The sequence below is a fragment of the Kitasatospora sp. NPDC059088 genome (assembly GCF_042738155.1).
Lineage (GTDB): Bacteria > Actinomycetota > Actinomycetes > Streptomycetales > Streptomycetaceae > Kitasatospora.
In genome coordinates this window covers 27,245-39,881 of the sequence record NZ_JBHYGR010000060.1, presented here as the reverse complement: position 1 = coordinate 39,881, position 12,637 = coordinate 27,245, and the positions used below count along the sequence as shown (strand labels likewise).

The 12,637-nt window shown below is 70.8% G+C and carries 15 protein-coding genes; 2 read left to right on the top strand and 13 right to left on the bottom strand.

Annotation, left to right across the window (positions count from 1 at the left end):
* Positions 1–110: 110 nt before the first annotated feature.
* Entirely contained in the window at positions 111–2,288 is a 2,178-nt protein-coding gene (locus tag ACFWXO_RS25315) for an alkyl/aryl-sulfatase (RefSeq protein ID WP_380526181.1), read from the bottom strand.
* Between the two features lie 217 nt (positions 2,289–2,505).
* On the opposite strand from ACFWXO_RS25315, the gene ACFWXO_RS25310 reads away from it, so the two are divergent.
* Positions 2,506–2,811, top strand: coding sequence for a hypothetical protein (locus tag ACFWXO_RS25310; RefSeq protein ID WP_380526179.1), 306 nt, complete (start codon positions 2,506–2,508; stop codon positions 2,809–2,811).
* Between the two features lie 17 nt (positions 2,812–2,828).
* Here ACFWXO_RS25310 and ACFWXO_RS25305 read toward each other — a convergent pair whose 3' ends face one another.
* The 6 genes from ACFWXO_RS25305 to ACFWXO_RS25280 form a co-directional block, all read right to left on the bottom strand.
* Positions 2,829–3,314 carry a DUF3995 domain-containing protein gene (locus ACFWXO_RS25305; protein WP_380526177.1) on the bottom strand — a complete coding sequence of 162 codons (486 nt, stop codon included), beginning with the start codon at positions 3,312–3,314 and terminating at the stop codon, positions 2,829–2,831.
* 96 nt (positions 3,315–3,410) lie between these two features.
* Entirely contained in the window at positions 3,411–4,310 is a 900-nt protein-coding gene (locus ACFWXO_RS25300) for a DUF1963 domain-containing protein (RefSeq protein WP_380526175.1), read from the bottom strand.
* Between the two features lie 114 nt (positions 4,311–4,424).
* Entirely contained in the window at positions 4,425–5,513 is a 1,089-nt protein-coding gene (locus ACFWXO_RS25295; RefSeq protein WP_380526173.1) for a methyltransferase domain-containing protein, read from the bottom strand.
* A 267-nt stretch (positions 5,514–5,780) separates the two neighbouring features.
* On the bottom strand, positions 5,781–6,632 hold the full coding sequence (locus ACFWXO_RS25290; RefSeq protein ID WP_380526171.1) for a helix-turn-helix domain-containing protein: 852 nt from the start codon (positions 6,630–6,632) through the stop codon (positions 5,781–5,783).
* Entirely contained in the window at positions 6,629–7,141 is a 513-nt protein-coding gene (locus ACFWXO_RS25285; RefSeq protein ID WP_380526169.1) for a DUF6879 family protein, read from the bottom strand. Before ACFWXO_RS25285 ends, ACFWXO_RS25290 begins: the two co-directional genes overlap by 4 nt.
* Entirely contained in the window at positions 7,125–7,316 is a 192-nt protein-coding gene (locus ACFWXO_RS25280) for a hypothetical protein (RefSeq protein ID WP_380526167.1), read from the bottom strand. Before ACFWXO_RS25280 ends, ACFWXO_RS25285 begins: the two co-directional genes overlap by 17 nt.
* A gap of 369 nt (positions 7,317–7,685) precedes the next feature.
* Between ACFWXO_RS25280 and ACFWXO_RS25275 the strand changes: the two genes are divergently transcribed.
* Positions 7,686–8,060 carry an SMI1/KNR4 family protein gene (locus ACFWXO_RS25275; RefSeq protein ID WP_380401026.1) on the top strand — a complete coding sequence of 125 codons (375 nt, stop codon included), beginning with the start codon at positions 7,686–7,688 and terminating at the stop codon, positions 8,058–8,060.
* A 73-nt stretch (positions 8,061–8,133) separates the two neighbouring features.
* Here ACFWXO_RS25275 and ACFWXO_RS25270 read toward each other — a convergent pair whose 3' ends face one another.
* The 6 genes from ACFWXO_RS25270 to ACFWXO_RS25245 all read right to left on the bottom strand — a co-directional run bounded on the left by ACFWXO_RS25270 (position 8,134) and on the right by ACFWXO_RS25245 (position 12,635).
* Positions 8,134–8,556: a hypothetical protein gene (locus tag ACFWXO_RS25270; protein ID WP_380526165.1), complete on the bottom strand. Its 423-nt coding sequence runs from the start codon at positions 8,554–8,556 to the stop codon at positions 8,134–8,136.
* A 198-nt stretch (positions 8,557–8,754) separates the two neighbouring features.
* On the bottom strand, positions 8,755–9,264 hold the full coding sequence (locus ACFWXO_RS25265) for a GNAT family N-acetyltransferase (protein ID WP_380526163.1): 510 nt from the start codon (positions 9,262–9,264) through the stop codon (positions 8,755–8,757).
* Between the two features lie 46 nt (positions 9,265–9,310).
* Positions 9,311–9,733 (bottom strand): hypothetical protein, encoded by a 423-nt coding sequence (locus ACFWXO_RS25260; RefSeq protein ID WP_380526161.1) that lies wholly within the window; start codon positions 9,731–9,733, stop codon positions 9,311–9,313.
* A 241-nt stretch (positions 9,734–9,974) separates the two neighbouring features.
* Positions 9,975–10,610 carry a hypothetical protein gene (locus tag ACFWXO_RS25255; protein ID WP_380526159.1) on the bottom strand — a complete coding sequence of 212 codons (636 nt, stop codon included), beginning with the start codon at positions 10,608–10,610 and terminating at the stop codon, positions 9,975–9,977.
* A 13-nt stretch (positions 10,611–10,623) separates the two neighbouring features.
* On the bottom strand, positions 10,624–11,835 hold the full coding sequence (locus tag ACFWXO_RS25250) for an ABC transporter permease (protein WP_375891940.1): 1,212 nt from the start codon (positions 11,833–11,835) through the stop codon (positions 10,624–10,626).
* Positions 11,832–12,635, bottom strand: a complete 804-nt coding sequence (locus ACFWXO_RS25245; protein WP_375891938.1) for an ABC transporter ATP-binding protein — start codon at positions 12,633–12,635, stop codon at positions 11,832–11,834. Before ACFWXO_RS25245 ends, ACFWXO_RS25250 begins: the two co-directional genes overlap by 4 nt.
* Positions 12,636–12,637 lie beyond the last annotated feature (2 nt).

Sequence of the window (12,637 nt, the reverse complement as noted above, 5' to 3'; positions counted from 1 at the left end):
CATGTTTCCTTCTCCCCCTCAAACACCCCCCGCGCCCCCGTGCGCCCGCCGCCCGGGCGGGGGCGGGCGGGGGGGGGGGCGCCGGGCCCCCCCCACGCCGTATCACCGCGTCACGGGGTGACGATCGGGAACTTCGGGTCCGGCAGGGTCAGCGTGCCGAAGACGCTGTCCGCCGCCTGCTGGGCGTACGTGCCGGCCAGCGTGATCCTCCCGTCCTGCACCGCCCGGTCGAAGTTCCGCTGGAAACCGGGGGTTTCGGCGATGTCGTCGAGCGTCCGGCGGGTGAGCGTGATGGTGGCGTCCGGGACCTCGACGAAGCGGTCGCCGCCCGGCACGAAGACCAGCACGCCGTTGCGCAAGGTCGTGGTGCAGCGGTCGCCGGTGTCGGTGAACTCCCAGTTGAGCGCGATCGGCACGCGGTGCTGCTCGGCGGCCGTCGGCCCGTCCACGCTGCGGGCGAGCGCCGAGAAGAACTGGTCCAGGGTGGTGCTGCGGATCAGGTCGGCGGAGGACTGGCTGGTGATCAGCGGCTGCGGGCCGTGGACGACCTCCTGGGCGCCGGTCAGGTAGGCGTTGCGCCAGGTGCCGTTCTCGGCGCCGTAGCCGAGCTGGGTGAACACCTTCGCCTGGAGCTCCTTGGCCTGCTGGAGCACGTCCGCGGGGACCGGCGTGGCGGTCGTACCGGTCGTGCCGGTCGTGCCGGTCGTGCCGGTCGTGGCGGCGGCGCCGAAGACGACGTGGTTGAGGAGTTCGGCGGCCCAGCGGAAGCCGGCCGGGGTGTCGGTGTCGTAGGCCTGCCGGGCCTGGGTGACGACGGCCTCCGCGCCGCCCATCGCCTGCACGTAGTTGGCGCCCGCCTGCACCGGCGGCAGCGTCCACAGGTGCGCCGGGTTGGCGTCGTACCAGCCCATGTACCGCTGGTATACCGCCTTGAGGTTGTGGCTCACCGAGCCGTAGTAACCCCGGTTGTACCAGTGGTCGTCGAGGCCGGGCGGGAGGGTCGCCAGCTCCTCGGCGATCTCGGTGCCGGTCTGCCCCGCGTTGATCAGGCGCAGCGTCTGGTCGTTGAGGTAGCCGTACATGTCGCGCTGCTTGTTGAGGAATTCGAGGATGCGGGCGTTGCTCACCTTCTCGCCCGGCCCCTCCTGCTCCACCTCGGCCCACGCCGGCCAGTGGTGCGAGGCGAACAGGACGTCCGTCTCCTTGCCGAAGGTCTGGATCGACTCGGTGAGGTACTTCGACCAGGCGTGGGCGTCCCGCACCTGCGCGCCGCGCAGGCTGAGGATGTTGTGCATGGTGTGGGTGGCGTTCTCGGCGATGCACAGGGTGCGGGCGTCCGGGAAGTAGATGTTCATCTCCGCCGGGGCCTCGGTGCCCGGGGTGAGCTGGAACAGCATCTGCACGCCGGCCAGGGCGAACTCGTACAGGCCCGGACGCCACGGGATGACGTAGCCGTCCCGCCAGCTCTGCTCCGGCACCGCCGGGTGGGCCGGTCCGCCGATGTACTCGGTCGGCGGGACCAGCGTCACCTCGCCGGTGGAGATGGTCAGGCCGAGGCCCGAACCGACCTGCCCCGTCGGGCCCTTGTCCAGCTGCGCCGCATACATGTACTGCGCGCGCCGGGCCATCGCGGGGCCGGCGTAGATGTTCTCGCTGACGGCGTGTTCGAGGAAGCCCTCCGGCGCGACGACGGGCACGCCGGGCTCCAACGGGTCGCCGAGCTCGTGGAACAGGCCGCGGGAGCCGCCGAAGTGGTCGACGTGGCAGTGGGTGTAGACGATGCCCTTGACCGGCCGCTGCTCCTTGCTGAGCTCCGTCTTGTCCCGGAACAGCCGGAGCGCGGCCCGCGCGGTCTCGTAGCAGGCCAGCGGGTCGATGACGACCAGGCCGGCGTCGCTCTCGACGATCGTCATGTTGGACAGGTCGTAGCCGCGCACCTGGTAGATCCGGTACTCGCGACAGCTGGTGACCTGGAACAGGCCTGCGATCGCCGTCAGTTCGCCCTGGCGGTGGAGGCTGCCGTTGACCGTCGGGAACCCGGAACGGTTGTCGGGGTCGAGGAACTCGTAGGCGGTGAAGTCCCAGACCACCTTCTCCCGGTCCTTGCGGGAGACGATGACGGGCACGTCCGGCGGGGCGATCAGGAACCGGCTCGCGTCGGCGAAGTCCCGGCCGTCCTTCTCGTCGGCGGCCGTGGCCGCCTCCGCGGCCCGCCGGTTCGCCGCCGCGACGGCGGGGGTCGGCTCGATGGGCTCGATGGGCTCGGCGTACTCGGGTGTTCCAGGCATGGCGAAGCCACCTCCACGTCGTTGTGCGGGAGCCGCGATGCGGCGGAGGTGGTCACGCTACGAACACGTCCGGTCACCCACAAGGGAGCGATCGCGCCAAGGCGCGGGGGCGAAGAGGCCGAATGACGACGTTTGGTGGGTGGGCGAAGCGTCCGACCACGGCGGGGACGGGGAGCCCCCCTGCGCCCGCTCCGTCCGGCCCGGGCAGGATGGGCCGATGAGCGATGAGCAGTTGCGGGTTTCCCTCGATCAGGTGCGCGATTCGTTCGAGGTGCTGATGCGGCACCTGGAGGCGCACGGGGCGGGCGGTGAGGCCGCCCTGCCGAACGACCTCTTCTGGAGCGTGCCACCGCCCGAGCTGTACGACATGACCGCGAAGCCCGACGTGCTGACGATCGGACAGGTGTCGGAGTCCTGGGCACAACTCCAGGCCCTGCTCGCCGACCCGGACCGCGCCATCGGCCACCACCTGGTGTGGCTCGCCGACGTCCTGCGCGCCATCGGCCTGGAGCACCCGGCGTAGCCCCTCAGCCTCGGCCCTCAGCTCCGGCGGGGGCGGCGGCGGGCGAGGGTGGCGAGGCCGAACAGCAGCCCGCCGGCCAGGAAGAAGGGCTCGTAGAGCAGCGTCGCGAACCGTCCCATCGCGTCGAAGTCGCCCGTCGTCCGGGAGCCGGTGGCCAGCGCGAACCAGTCCGGCACGGACGGCAGCGAGTGCACCAGCAGGACGGCGGTGATGCCCCACAGCGCGACGCCGAGCAGCTTGGCGGGCAGCCGCCCGCCCCACGGCCGGACGATCGCCAGCGCGAGCACCGCCGCCACGGCACACCCCGGGATCGCCAGGATGTCGATGATCAGCAGCGGGGTGTTCCCGGTGACGGACAGCCCGTCCGGGAGGCCGATCCGGCCACCGAACAGCCAGTAGAGGTGGACGAGCGAGAACGCGCCGGCCCACACGGCGGCGGCGTAGGCGGCGGAGGCTGCGTGGACGGCGGGGGCGGCGGCGGGGCGAAGGAGGGTCGTCTTCATGCCTCCACCGTCCCGCCGTGACGACGGTGGGCGGATCGTCCCGGCGGCCCGACCCCCTCCCCCGCCCAGGGGAGGGGACCGCACCCCGCTCGTCCGTCAGGAGCAGTCGAAGCGGTGCGCGAGGGGCCGGTCCGGGCAGTCCGGGCACTCGAACAGGTAGACGCCGCCCATGTCGCCGATCGTGAGGTCCGGCGGGCACTGGACCAGCTTCCGCTCCTCGTACGGGAGGTCCCAGATCTCGCCCTCCGCCGGGGTGTCCTCGACGGCCAGCCAGGTACGCCAGCCCTCACCGTCGAACTCGCGGCTGTTGACGGTCAGCAGGTGCCGCATGGTGCGGTCGCAGGACGGGCAGTCGGGCCAGTCCGGTTCCTGCGTCCAGGTCGGATAGCCGCCGACCTTGATCCCGCTGGACACCGAGAGGTGGTACCAGTACGACCAGCCGGTCTCCTCCTCCACCTGCTCGAACCTGGCCCTCAGCGCGTCGGCGACCTCGTCCGGCAGGTCCCAGTTCGGGTAGTCGGTGACGACCTCCGGGTGCAGGACGCACGGATCCGGCAGGTAGTCGTCGTCCGCACCGTCCGGGCGGGAGGGCGCCACCGGTGCGAGGTCCGGGCAGGCACTGTCCCACTGGAACACCTCCGGGCGGGGCACGAAGTCCGGATCGTGCTCCAAGGGGCACCACAGCAACTGCAGCAGGTCGGTGCCGGGCGGCAGTTCGAGCCCGGGCAGATCAGCGGCGAACAACTGCAGGACGGGCACCAGCGGGACCGGGCCCTCCGTGGTCCTCGGCGGGGAGTACGCCGTCCGCGGATGCTCGTCCGCGCAGTGCGGCCACGGCTCGGAGGACGGCCACAGCACCGGCCCGCCCATCGAACTCTCCCGGGGCCCCGGCTCGCCGGGCCGCGGATGCAGCCGGGTGGCCGACTTCCGGAACGCGGCCACCTCGGGGAACAGCGCCTCCACGTCGAGCGGACGCGGCGGGGTCGTACGAGCCATCGAACGGCCTGTCTACGGGGGAACAAAGATCCACCCGTGTCTACCGCCGCCCCTCACCCGACGCAAGGGCCACCTGCCGCGAGCACGGTGAGGTGGGGGCCGACCCGATCGGGGTCAGCGCAGAACGTTGCCCGGGTCGTCCAGCCACGGGCGGTGTTCGCCGGCGACGGTCACGGTCATACCGAGCCGGGTGAGACCGGGCCTTCCGCTTCGGACCCACCAACCGTGCGCCGCCGTCACCTCGTCCCACAGGCTGCGCGGGCCGGACTGCGACACGGCGTGCGGCCCGTCCCAATCGGCGAAGCGGCAGTGGGCGTAGGAGGTGCCGTCCCAGACCTCCGCCCGGCCGGTGCCGAACCGGTCGTAGTCGGCCCACACGCTCCGCCGGAACAGGCCGGGCAGCCGCAGCCCGACGGCGAAGGCGCAGTCGGTCCGTTCGGCCACCTCGTCCGGGTCGATGCCGGAGGGCCCGTGCCGGACATCCTCGATGCCGAACTCGCCGCAGTCCGGGCGCTGGTCGCGCACCCACATGAACGACACGTCCTCGACGAACGGGCCGCTCGCCGACCGCCCGTCCTCGGCGACGGTGAGCCGCAACAGCGCCCCGTTGCAGAACGGCGTGCCGTACGGCACCAGGATGACCCCGCCGGGCGCCGTCTGTTCGATGATCGCCGACGGGAGCCGCTGGACGGCGGCCGTGAACTGCACCCGGTCGTACGGGGCGCCCCCGGGGTGGCCGAGGGTGCCGTCACCGGCCAGCACGGTGGGCCGCAGGCCCGCCGCGTGCAGCCGCTGCCGCGCCCGGCCCGCCAGTTCGGGGTCCAGCTCGACGCTGGTCACCCGCTCCGCGCCGAACCTGGTGGCCAGCAGACCCGCTGTCCACCCAGTCCCGGTGCCCAGCTCCAGCACCCGCATACCCTCGGCCACGTCCAGGTGCCGGAGCATCTGCGCGACCACCGTGGGCATGGAGCTGGACGACGACGGCGTGTCCGTCCCCTCGTAGACCTGCGTCACCAGGGCGAGGTCGGAGGCGACCAACTCGGCCCAGCGGTGCGGCTGTTCCGCGCGATCGAGCCACTCGCCCTCGTCCAGGATCCGGTCCGGGGTGAACAGCTCACGCGGGGTGGTCCGGAACGCCTTCTCCCAGTCGGCCGACAGCGCGCCGGACTCCCGGAGCGCATCGGCCAGTTCGTACCACGTCATGACGCCCCCTACGGCTTCGACGGCTTGGGCAGGTTCTTGGGCGGCGCGTCCCGCTGCCCGTCGTGCGGCGCGGTATCCGGCTTCCCGGAGTGCCCGCCCCCGCTGCCCCCACCAGCCTTACCGGGACCGTCCCCACCCGATCCGCCGCGGTGCTTTCCCATGTGCGTTCCCTCCTGCGGATGAGACATCCAACCAGCGAGGAGCAGATTAGAGAAGTCGATGGCCGCCATTCAACGATATGCACGATATTGACTAAAGTTCATCCATCTACATTCTCCGCCGGAACTCTTCGGACCACTCATCGAGCAAGGCCCTGGCACCGGCTCCGACCTGGGAGTTCGCGAGAAAGAAGTCGAACAGGCGTTGATAGTGGTCGATGTCCTTCGGATCGCGCAGGACGACCCGTCCCGTGAAGAGCTCGACGGTCACAAGGCTCGAGTCATAGACAGTGAAGATATGGAACGGCGCATCGGCGATCTGAGCGGAAAGTGGAACTATTCCGATGTTGACGTTCGGAAGTCGAGAAATGGACGCCAAGCGGTCCAGCTGAACAGCCATGACCGATGGAGGGCACAGCTTCCAGCGGACAGCCGACTCAGTCAGCAGAAAATCGAACTGCTTACTCTCGTCATAGAGAACGGCCTGTCGTTCGATCTTCAACGCGACGGCTTGAGTCACATCACCGTCGACCGGGTCGACCGGCGGGCTCATCGCCGCTCGCATGTACTCGGGCGTCTGGAGCAACCCCGACGGAATGGCCGGCAAGAAGTAGCGGATGTGCTCGGAGTTGCTCTCGAGGGTCGCCAGTTCACGCTGCCTAAAGTGCAGTCCACGTCTGACGGACGCCCGGACATCCTCGTACTCGGCGTTGGCGACGCTGGCCAACGCGAGCAGCTCCCGGGCCAGGTCCTCGTCCAGGCCCAGTGCGTTGACGATCTGGTGCACATCGACGACCGTCGGCAGAGCGCGGCCCGTCTCGATCCGGGAGATCTTGCTCTGACTCATGCCGCAACGGACGGCCAGCCGTTCGCCGGAAAGACCGGAGGCACGCCGGAGGTCCTTGAGCGCTGCTGCAAGGTCTCGGCGTTGCTCTCCGGCCCTACCGGGATCGAGGGTCAAGCTGCGACGTACTCCTCGAAGGGGACCGAGAGGGATAGCGCGAGACCACGCCAGTGCCGGTACTGCTCCAGGTCCGGATCCTCCAGGAGTTCCCGGCCGCTCTGTGTGCCGTCGGACCGGTATCTCATGTCGACGACTGTGGTGTCGTCGAACATCCAGAAGTCCTGGTCCGGGAGCCCGGGGTCGTCCCGACCGGTGAGGTCCAGGATGCGGATGTCCTCGCCGGCCTTCACGTTGTGGGCGTAGGCGGCGAACTCGTAGCGCAGGTAGTCGGAGAGCGGTCGGGTCAGGACGTGCACCCGGCAGATCCTTCGGCCGCTCGCGCGATAGGTCCGCACGCGGGTGAGCCACGGGTCGTCCTCGGGGATGTCGAGTTCTCCGGTGGCCAGGAACTCCCGGAACTCCTCGTCCTCGCCGGGCATGGCATAGGCGCTCCGCGTCTCCAGCCGGAATGCCTCGCGTTCGAACGTGTCGAAGACGGCACGCCAGGCATCACCATCCAAGAGCACGGAACGCCTCCCTCAACACTTCCTCGGGAATCTCCACCACGGCCTCGCCCGCGGGCGTCTGCCACTCCACCACGTCACCCTGAACCGCGATCGACCCACGATCCGTGGTGTAGACGGTCGGACAGTCGTCATTGCGGCAGTCGGGGTCGCCACCCGCGATCCTCGTAAGCCTCATCGTTTCCCCTCCACGCATTTCATGGCGGACCGGTGATCAGGACCCTAGGCAGGCCACGCCGGGCGGGCAAGGACCATTCACGTTCCCGCATGAAGTCACCGCCGCCGGTACCGCACCGTTGACGCCTGTGGAAGTCGGCCTGTACGCCGGGTTCTGTCGCCCGTGAGCGGCAACAACGGTGGTCGGCCGGAACGCCCCCCGTTCGAACTCGGAGAAGCAGTCGAGTCGAGCCGGGTCGCGGCAAGAGGCGGGCGGGGGCGCGGGGCGCGGGGCGCGGGGGCGCAGGGCGGGCTGGGTAGTGTGCGGGGGATGTGGAGAGAAACGGCTCTTGGGGCCTATTCCGAGGTGGGGTTCCGGGAACCCGTGCAGGTGGCGGCGCTGGCTGAGGCGGAGCGGCGGCTCGGGTTCGGGTTGCCCGGTGAGCTGGGGGAGTTGTTGCTGGAGAGCGACGGGGTCGTCGGGCGCACCTGGGTGGACACCGTCTGGTCGGTCGAGCAGATCGTCGAACAGAACCTGCTGTTCCGGTCCGACCGTTCTTTCGCCGAGTTGTACATGCCCTTCGACGCCCTGCTGTTCTTCGGGGACAACGGCGGCGGGGACCAGTTCGCCTTCGTGCGGACTCCGGTGCGTCCGGACATCTTCGTCTGGGAGCACGAGTCCGACAGCCGCCGGTGGGTGGCACGGGACTTGCGGGACTACCTGGGCCGCTCGCTCGCCCAGGGCGGCGACGACTGGTACCAGTAACGCCAACAGCGGTGCGGCACAGGAAGTCGGTAGGGCCGACTTCCTGTGCCGCGGGGTGCTGCCGCGATCGGGGTCACGGCTTGGGGATGGCGGTGGTGACGGCCTTGGTCCGGGTGAGGAAGGCGATCGGCAGGACCGCGAGAGCGGACAGGCCCTGGAGGACGGCGTACCAGGGCGGGCAGATCCCGGGGATGAGGTCCACGGCGATGACCGCGATCGGCATCACGGTGGCCACGGTCCGGATCCGGTCCAGCGCCTTGTAGTCGCCACCGGCGGCGCGGGCGGTGATCCGCAGCAGCACCGGGGCCAGGGCGGGGAAGATGACCCCGCGGATCCACATGAACGGGGTGCTCGCGTGCCCGGTGGACGCCATCACGACGACGACCGCGAGGGTGATCACGCCGATCACACCGAAGAGCGTGAGGCACTTCTTCGCAATCGAAAACACTTCGTCGGTGCGGGAGTTGGTGCGGGTCTCCGTCGCGGTGATCGCCATTGTTCTGTCCTCCGTGTCGTGGTGAGAACGAATCTACGGAGACGGCGGGAGCCACAACACCGGTCCAGCCCCACACCTGGGGTGGGGCTGGACCCACCCCGGGTGTCCGCGGCAACGCAGACCGTCGTACGCCGCCGGAAACGCATCGGCGCAGGAAGTCGGCGGTGTCGACTTCCTGCGCTGGGTGGGGTCGTGGGGTCAGGCGAGGGCGCGCTGCATCAGGACGGTGTCGATCCAGCGGCCGTGCTTGTGGCCGACGGCGGTGAGGCGGCCGGCGTCGGTGAAGCCGTGGCGGCGGTGGAGGGCGGCCGAGGCGTCGGAGCCCGAGTCGGCGATGACGGCGACGAGCCGGCGCAGGTGGGTCTCGGCGCAGGCGTCGATCAGGGCTGCCAGCAGGGCGCCGCCGAGGCCGCGCCCGGTGTGGGCGGGGGCGAGGTAGATGGAGTTCTCGCCGGTGTGCCGGTAGGCGGGCTTGGGTCGCCAGGCGCCGACGTACGCGTAGCCGGCGACCTCACCGTCCACCTCCGCGACCAGGAAGGGCAGCCCCTGGGCGGTGAGGTCGTCCAGCCGTTGCCGCCAGGCGGCGAGGGGCGGCGGGATCTCGTCGAAGGTGGCCACCGTGTGATGGACGTAGTGGGCGTAGACCTCGGCCACCGCGCCCAGGTCGGCGGGGGTCGCCGGGCGGATCACTGGCTCCATGGCTGTCATGGCGGGGAGTGTAGGAGGCCGGGCCCCGGGGCGTGGAGGTGAGGGGTCACGGCTTGGGGATGGCGGTGGTGACGGCCTTGGTGCGGGTGAGGAATGCGATCGGCAGGACCGCCAGGGCGGAGAGGCCCTGGAGGACGGCGTACCAGGGCGGGCAGATCCCGGGGATCAGGTCCACGGCGATCACGGCGATCGGCATCACCGTGGCGACCGTCCGGATCCGGTCCAGCGCCTTGTAGTCGCCGCCCGCAGCCCGCACGGTGATCCGCAGCAGCACCGGGGCCAGGGCGGGGAAGATGACCCCGCGGATCCACATGAACGGGGTGCTCGCGTGCCCGGTGGACGCCATCACGACGACGACCGCGAGGGTGATCACGCCGATCGCACCGAAGAGCGTGAGGCACTTCTTCGCGAGCGAGAACGCCTCGTCGGTACGGGAGTTGGTGCGGGTCTCCGTCGCGGTGATCGCCATTGTTCTGTCCTCCGTGTCGTGGTGAGAACGAATCTACGGAGACGGCGGAGGACGGAACACCGGTCCAGCCCCACACCTGGGGTGGGTCCAGACCCACCCCGGATCGGTCGAGGGGCGAGCGGGACGTCGAGGCAGGTGAGCCCGCCGTGCACCGGCGCTGCTCCTGCGATCCGGGCCCCGGGCAGCACTTCGCCCCGCTGGATGGCTCCAGCGGGGCGAAGTGGCGTCCGGCGGTACCGGGTCAGCCGCCGGACGGGCTCTTGGGGGCACCTCCGCCGAAGCCGCCTCCGCCTCCGGCACCGCCACCGCCGAATCCGCCCGCTCCGGCACCGGCGGCGCCCTCGACGAGCTGGGTGGCGTTGTAGCCGCCGCTGGAGTCCGGCGTGCCGACGACGGTCACGCTCTGGCCGGGCTGGAGGTCGGCGACCTTGCCCTGCTTGTTGAGCTGGACCTTGGTCGAGTCCCCCGTCGTCACCTTGATCGTGTTGCCGTTGGCGTCGGTCAGGTACACCGTCGAGCCGTCGACGGCCTTGACGGTGCCGCGCGCGAAGCCGCCCTGGCCACCGCCCTGGCCACCCTGACCGCCCTGACCGCCCCGGCGCCCGCCACCCTGACCCTGACCGCCCTGTCCGTACCCGCCCGCCGCCTGGCCGCCCGCCGCGGCGGCCCGAGCCGGCGCCTTGCCACCGGAGGAGGTCCCGCCCTGCCCCTGCTGGTACCAGACCCCGCCCGCGAACGCCCCGGTGGCGATCACGCCACCGGCCAGCACCAGCGACAGCCACGGCAGCTTCCGCCGCGGCGGCGCCGCCAGCTCCGCGCTCACGTCCCGCGCGTCGGGCGCGGTGGCCAGCAGGGCGACCTGTTCGTCGTGCTCCATCGAAGAAGTGCTCCTACTCGTGCCGGAGGGCGTCGATCGGCCGCAGCGAGGCGGCCCGGTTGGCGGGGTAGCTGCCGAAGAACAGTCCGATGGCGACGGCGATGCCGAAGGCGCCCACTACGGACTCGGGGATGACCACCGGCTTGATGCCGACGATGCTGAAGTGCGAGCCGACGATCCCCGCCGCCACGCCCAGCCCGGCCCCGATCACCGACAGCAGGGTCGATTCGGTCAGGAACTGCCCGAGGATGACGGCCCGGGGCGCGCCGAGCGCCTTGCGGATGCCGATCTCGCGCGTCCGCTCGGTGACCGTCACCAGCATGATGTTGGTGATCCCGATCCCGCCGACCAGCAGCGAGATCGCGGCCACCGCGCCGAGCAGCACGGTGAAGGTCTTGGTCGTGCTCTCCCGGGCCGTCAGCAGCGAGGCCTGGTTGGTGATCCGGAAGTCGGCCTTGGTCGGGTCGGTGATCGCGTGCGTCCCCAGCAGTACCCGGGTGATCTCCGACTGCGCGGCCGTGGTCGTGTCGGCGGACGACGCCTGGACCAGGATCTGGTTGACCGCCCCGAAGCCGGTGAAGGCGTTCTGCACGGTCGGCAGCGGCGCGATCACCACGTCGTCCGGGTCGGTGAACCCGCTGCCGCCCTTGGCGGCCAGCACGCCCACCACCGTGAACGGCGTCCCGCCGAGCACGATCTTCTTCCCGACCGGGTCCTCGGCGTCGAACAGCTGCTTGGCCGTCGTGGCGCCGAGCACCGCGACCTTGCGCGAGCCGAGCACGTCGTCCTCGGTGAAGTAGTCGCCGTGGGCGACCTTCTGGTTGGAGGTCTCGAAGTACGCGGGGTAGGTGCCCACGACCGAGCCGGGGCTGTACGAGATGTTCCCGTACAGCGCCGTCGCGCTCGTCGTGACCACCGGCGCGACGGACTTGATCGCCGACGAGTCGGTGTCGCTCGCCAGCGCCTTGGCGTCGGCGACCGTCAGCTTCTTCACCGAGGAGGTGGCCCGCGAGCCACCGGCCGCCGAACCGGCGCTGACGGTGAGGGAGTTGGTGCCGAGCGAGGTGATCGAGTCCTTCACCGCCTGGGAGGAGCCGTTGCCGACCGCCAGCAGCAGGATCACCGAGGCGACACCGATCAGCACGCCGAGCATGGTGAGCGCGGAGCGCACCTTGTTGGCGGCCAGGCCGCCGACCGCGAAGCGGAGCGTCTGCCAGAGGATCACGCCGACACCCCCTGTCGGCGCAGGGCGGGCGGGGGCCCGTCGACCGGCGCCTGCCGGACGTCGCTGACGATCTGCCCGTCGACCAGGCGCAGCACCCGCTTGGCGTGCAGGGCGACCTCGTCCTCGTGGGTGATCAGCACGACGGTGCGGCCGGTGGCGTTGAGCCCGTCGATCAGGCCCAGCACCTCCTCCGTCGAGCGGCTGTCCAGGTTGCCGGTCGGTTCGTCGGCGAGCAGCATCGCGGGCGCCGTGACCAGCGCCCGGGCCACCGCGACGCGCTGCTGCTGGCCGCCGGAGAGCTGGTTGGGCTTGTGCCCGGCCCGCTCGCCGAGGCCGACCAGGGACAGCGCGGCCATCGCCCGCCGCCGGCGCTCCGCCGACCGGACGCCCGCGTAGGCGAGCGGCAGCTCGACCTGGGCGAGGGCGGTGGTGCGCGGCACCAGGTTGAAGGACTGGAAGACGAAGCCGATCTTGCGGTTGCGGACCAGGGCGAGCTGCTGCTCGTCGAGGTGGCCGACGTCGGTGCCGTCCAGCAGGTAGCGGCCGGAGGTGGGGATGTCGAGGCAGCCGAGGATGTTCATCAGGGTGGACTTGCCGGAGCCCGAACTGCCCATCACGGCGACGTAGTCGCCCTGTTCGATGTCCAGGTCGACGCCGGCCGGTTCGTCCGTCCCGGGCCGGGACGGGCCGCGCAGGGCGTGCACGGTGGCGTCGCCGTGCCCGTACGACTTGGTGAGCCGGCTGATCCGGATCACCGGCACGGGTTGCGCGGGGACGCGTTTGTCGATGACGTGCTGCATGC

Bases quoted from the DNA above. Each gene is read 5' to 3' on its own strand.
- ACFWXO_RS25315 (WP_380526181.1), bottom strand. From the start codon at position 2,288: ATGCCTGGAACACCCGAGTACGCCGAGCCCATCGAGCCCATCGAGCCG.
- ACFWXO_RS25310 (WP_380526179.1), top strand. From the start codon at position 2,506: ATGAGCGATGAGCAGTTGCGGGTTTCCCTCGATCAGGTGCGCGATTCG.
- ACFWXO_RS25305 (WP_380526177.1), bottom strand. From the start codon at position 3,314: ATGAAGACGACCCTCCTTCGCCCCGCCGCCGCCCCCGCCGTCCACGCA.
- ACFWXO_RS25300 (WP_380526175.1), bottom strand. From the start codon at position 4,310: ATGGCTCGTACGACCCCGCCGCGTCCGCTCGACGTGGAGGCGCTGTTC.
- ACFWXO_RS25295 (WP_380526173.1), bottom strand. From the start codon at position 5,513: ATGACGTGGTACGAACTGGCCGATGCGCTCCGGGAGTCCGGCGCGCTG.
- ACFWXO_RS25280 (WP_380526167.1), bottom strand. From the start codon at position 7,316: ATGAGGCTTACGAGGATCGCGGGTGGCGACCCCGACTGCCGCAATGAC.
- ACFWXO_RS25270 (WP_380526165.1), bottom strand. From the start codon at position 8,556: ATGGCGATCACCGCGACGGAGACCCGCACCAACTCCCGCACCGACGAA.
- ACFWXO_RS25265 (WP_380526163.1), bottom strand. From the start codon at position 9,264: ATGACAGCCATGGAGCCAGTGATCCGCCCGGCGACCCCCGCCGACCTG.
- ACFWXO_RS25260 (WP_380526161.1), bottom strand. From the start codon at position 9,733: ATGGCGATCACCGCGACGGAGACCCGCACCAACTCCCGTACCGACGAG.
- ACFWXO_RS25255 (WP_380526159.1), bottom strand. From the start codon at position 10,610: ATGGAGCACGACGAACAGGTCGCCCTGCTGGCCACCGCGCCCGACGCG.
- ACFWXO_RS25245 (WP_375891938.1), bottom strand. From the start codon at position 12,635: ATGCAGCACGTCATCGACAAACGCGTCCCCGCGCAACCCGTGCCGGTG.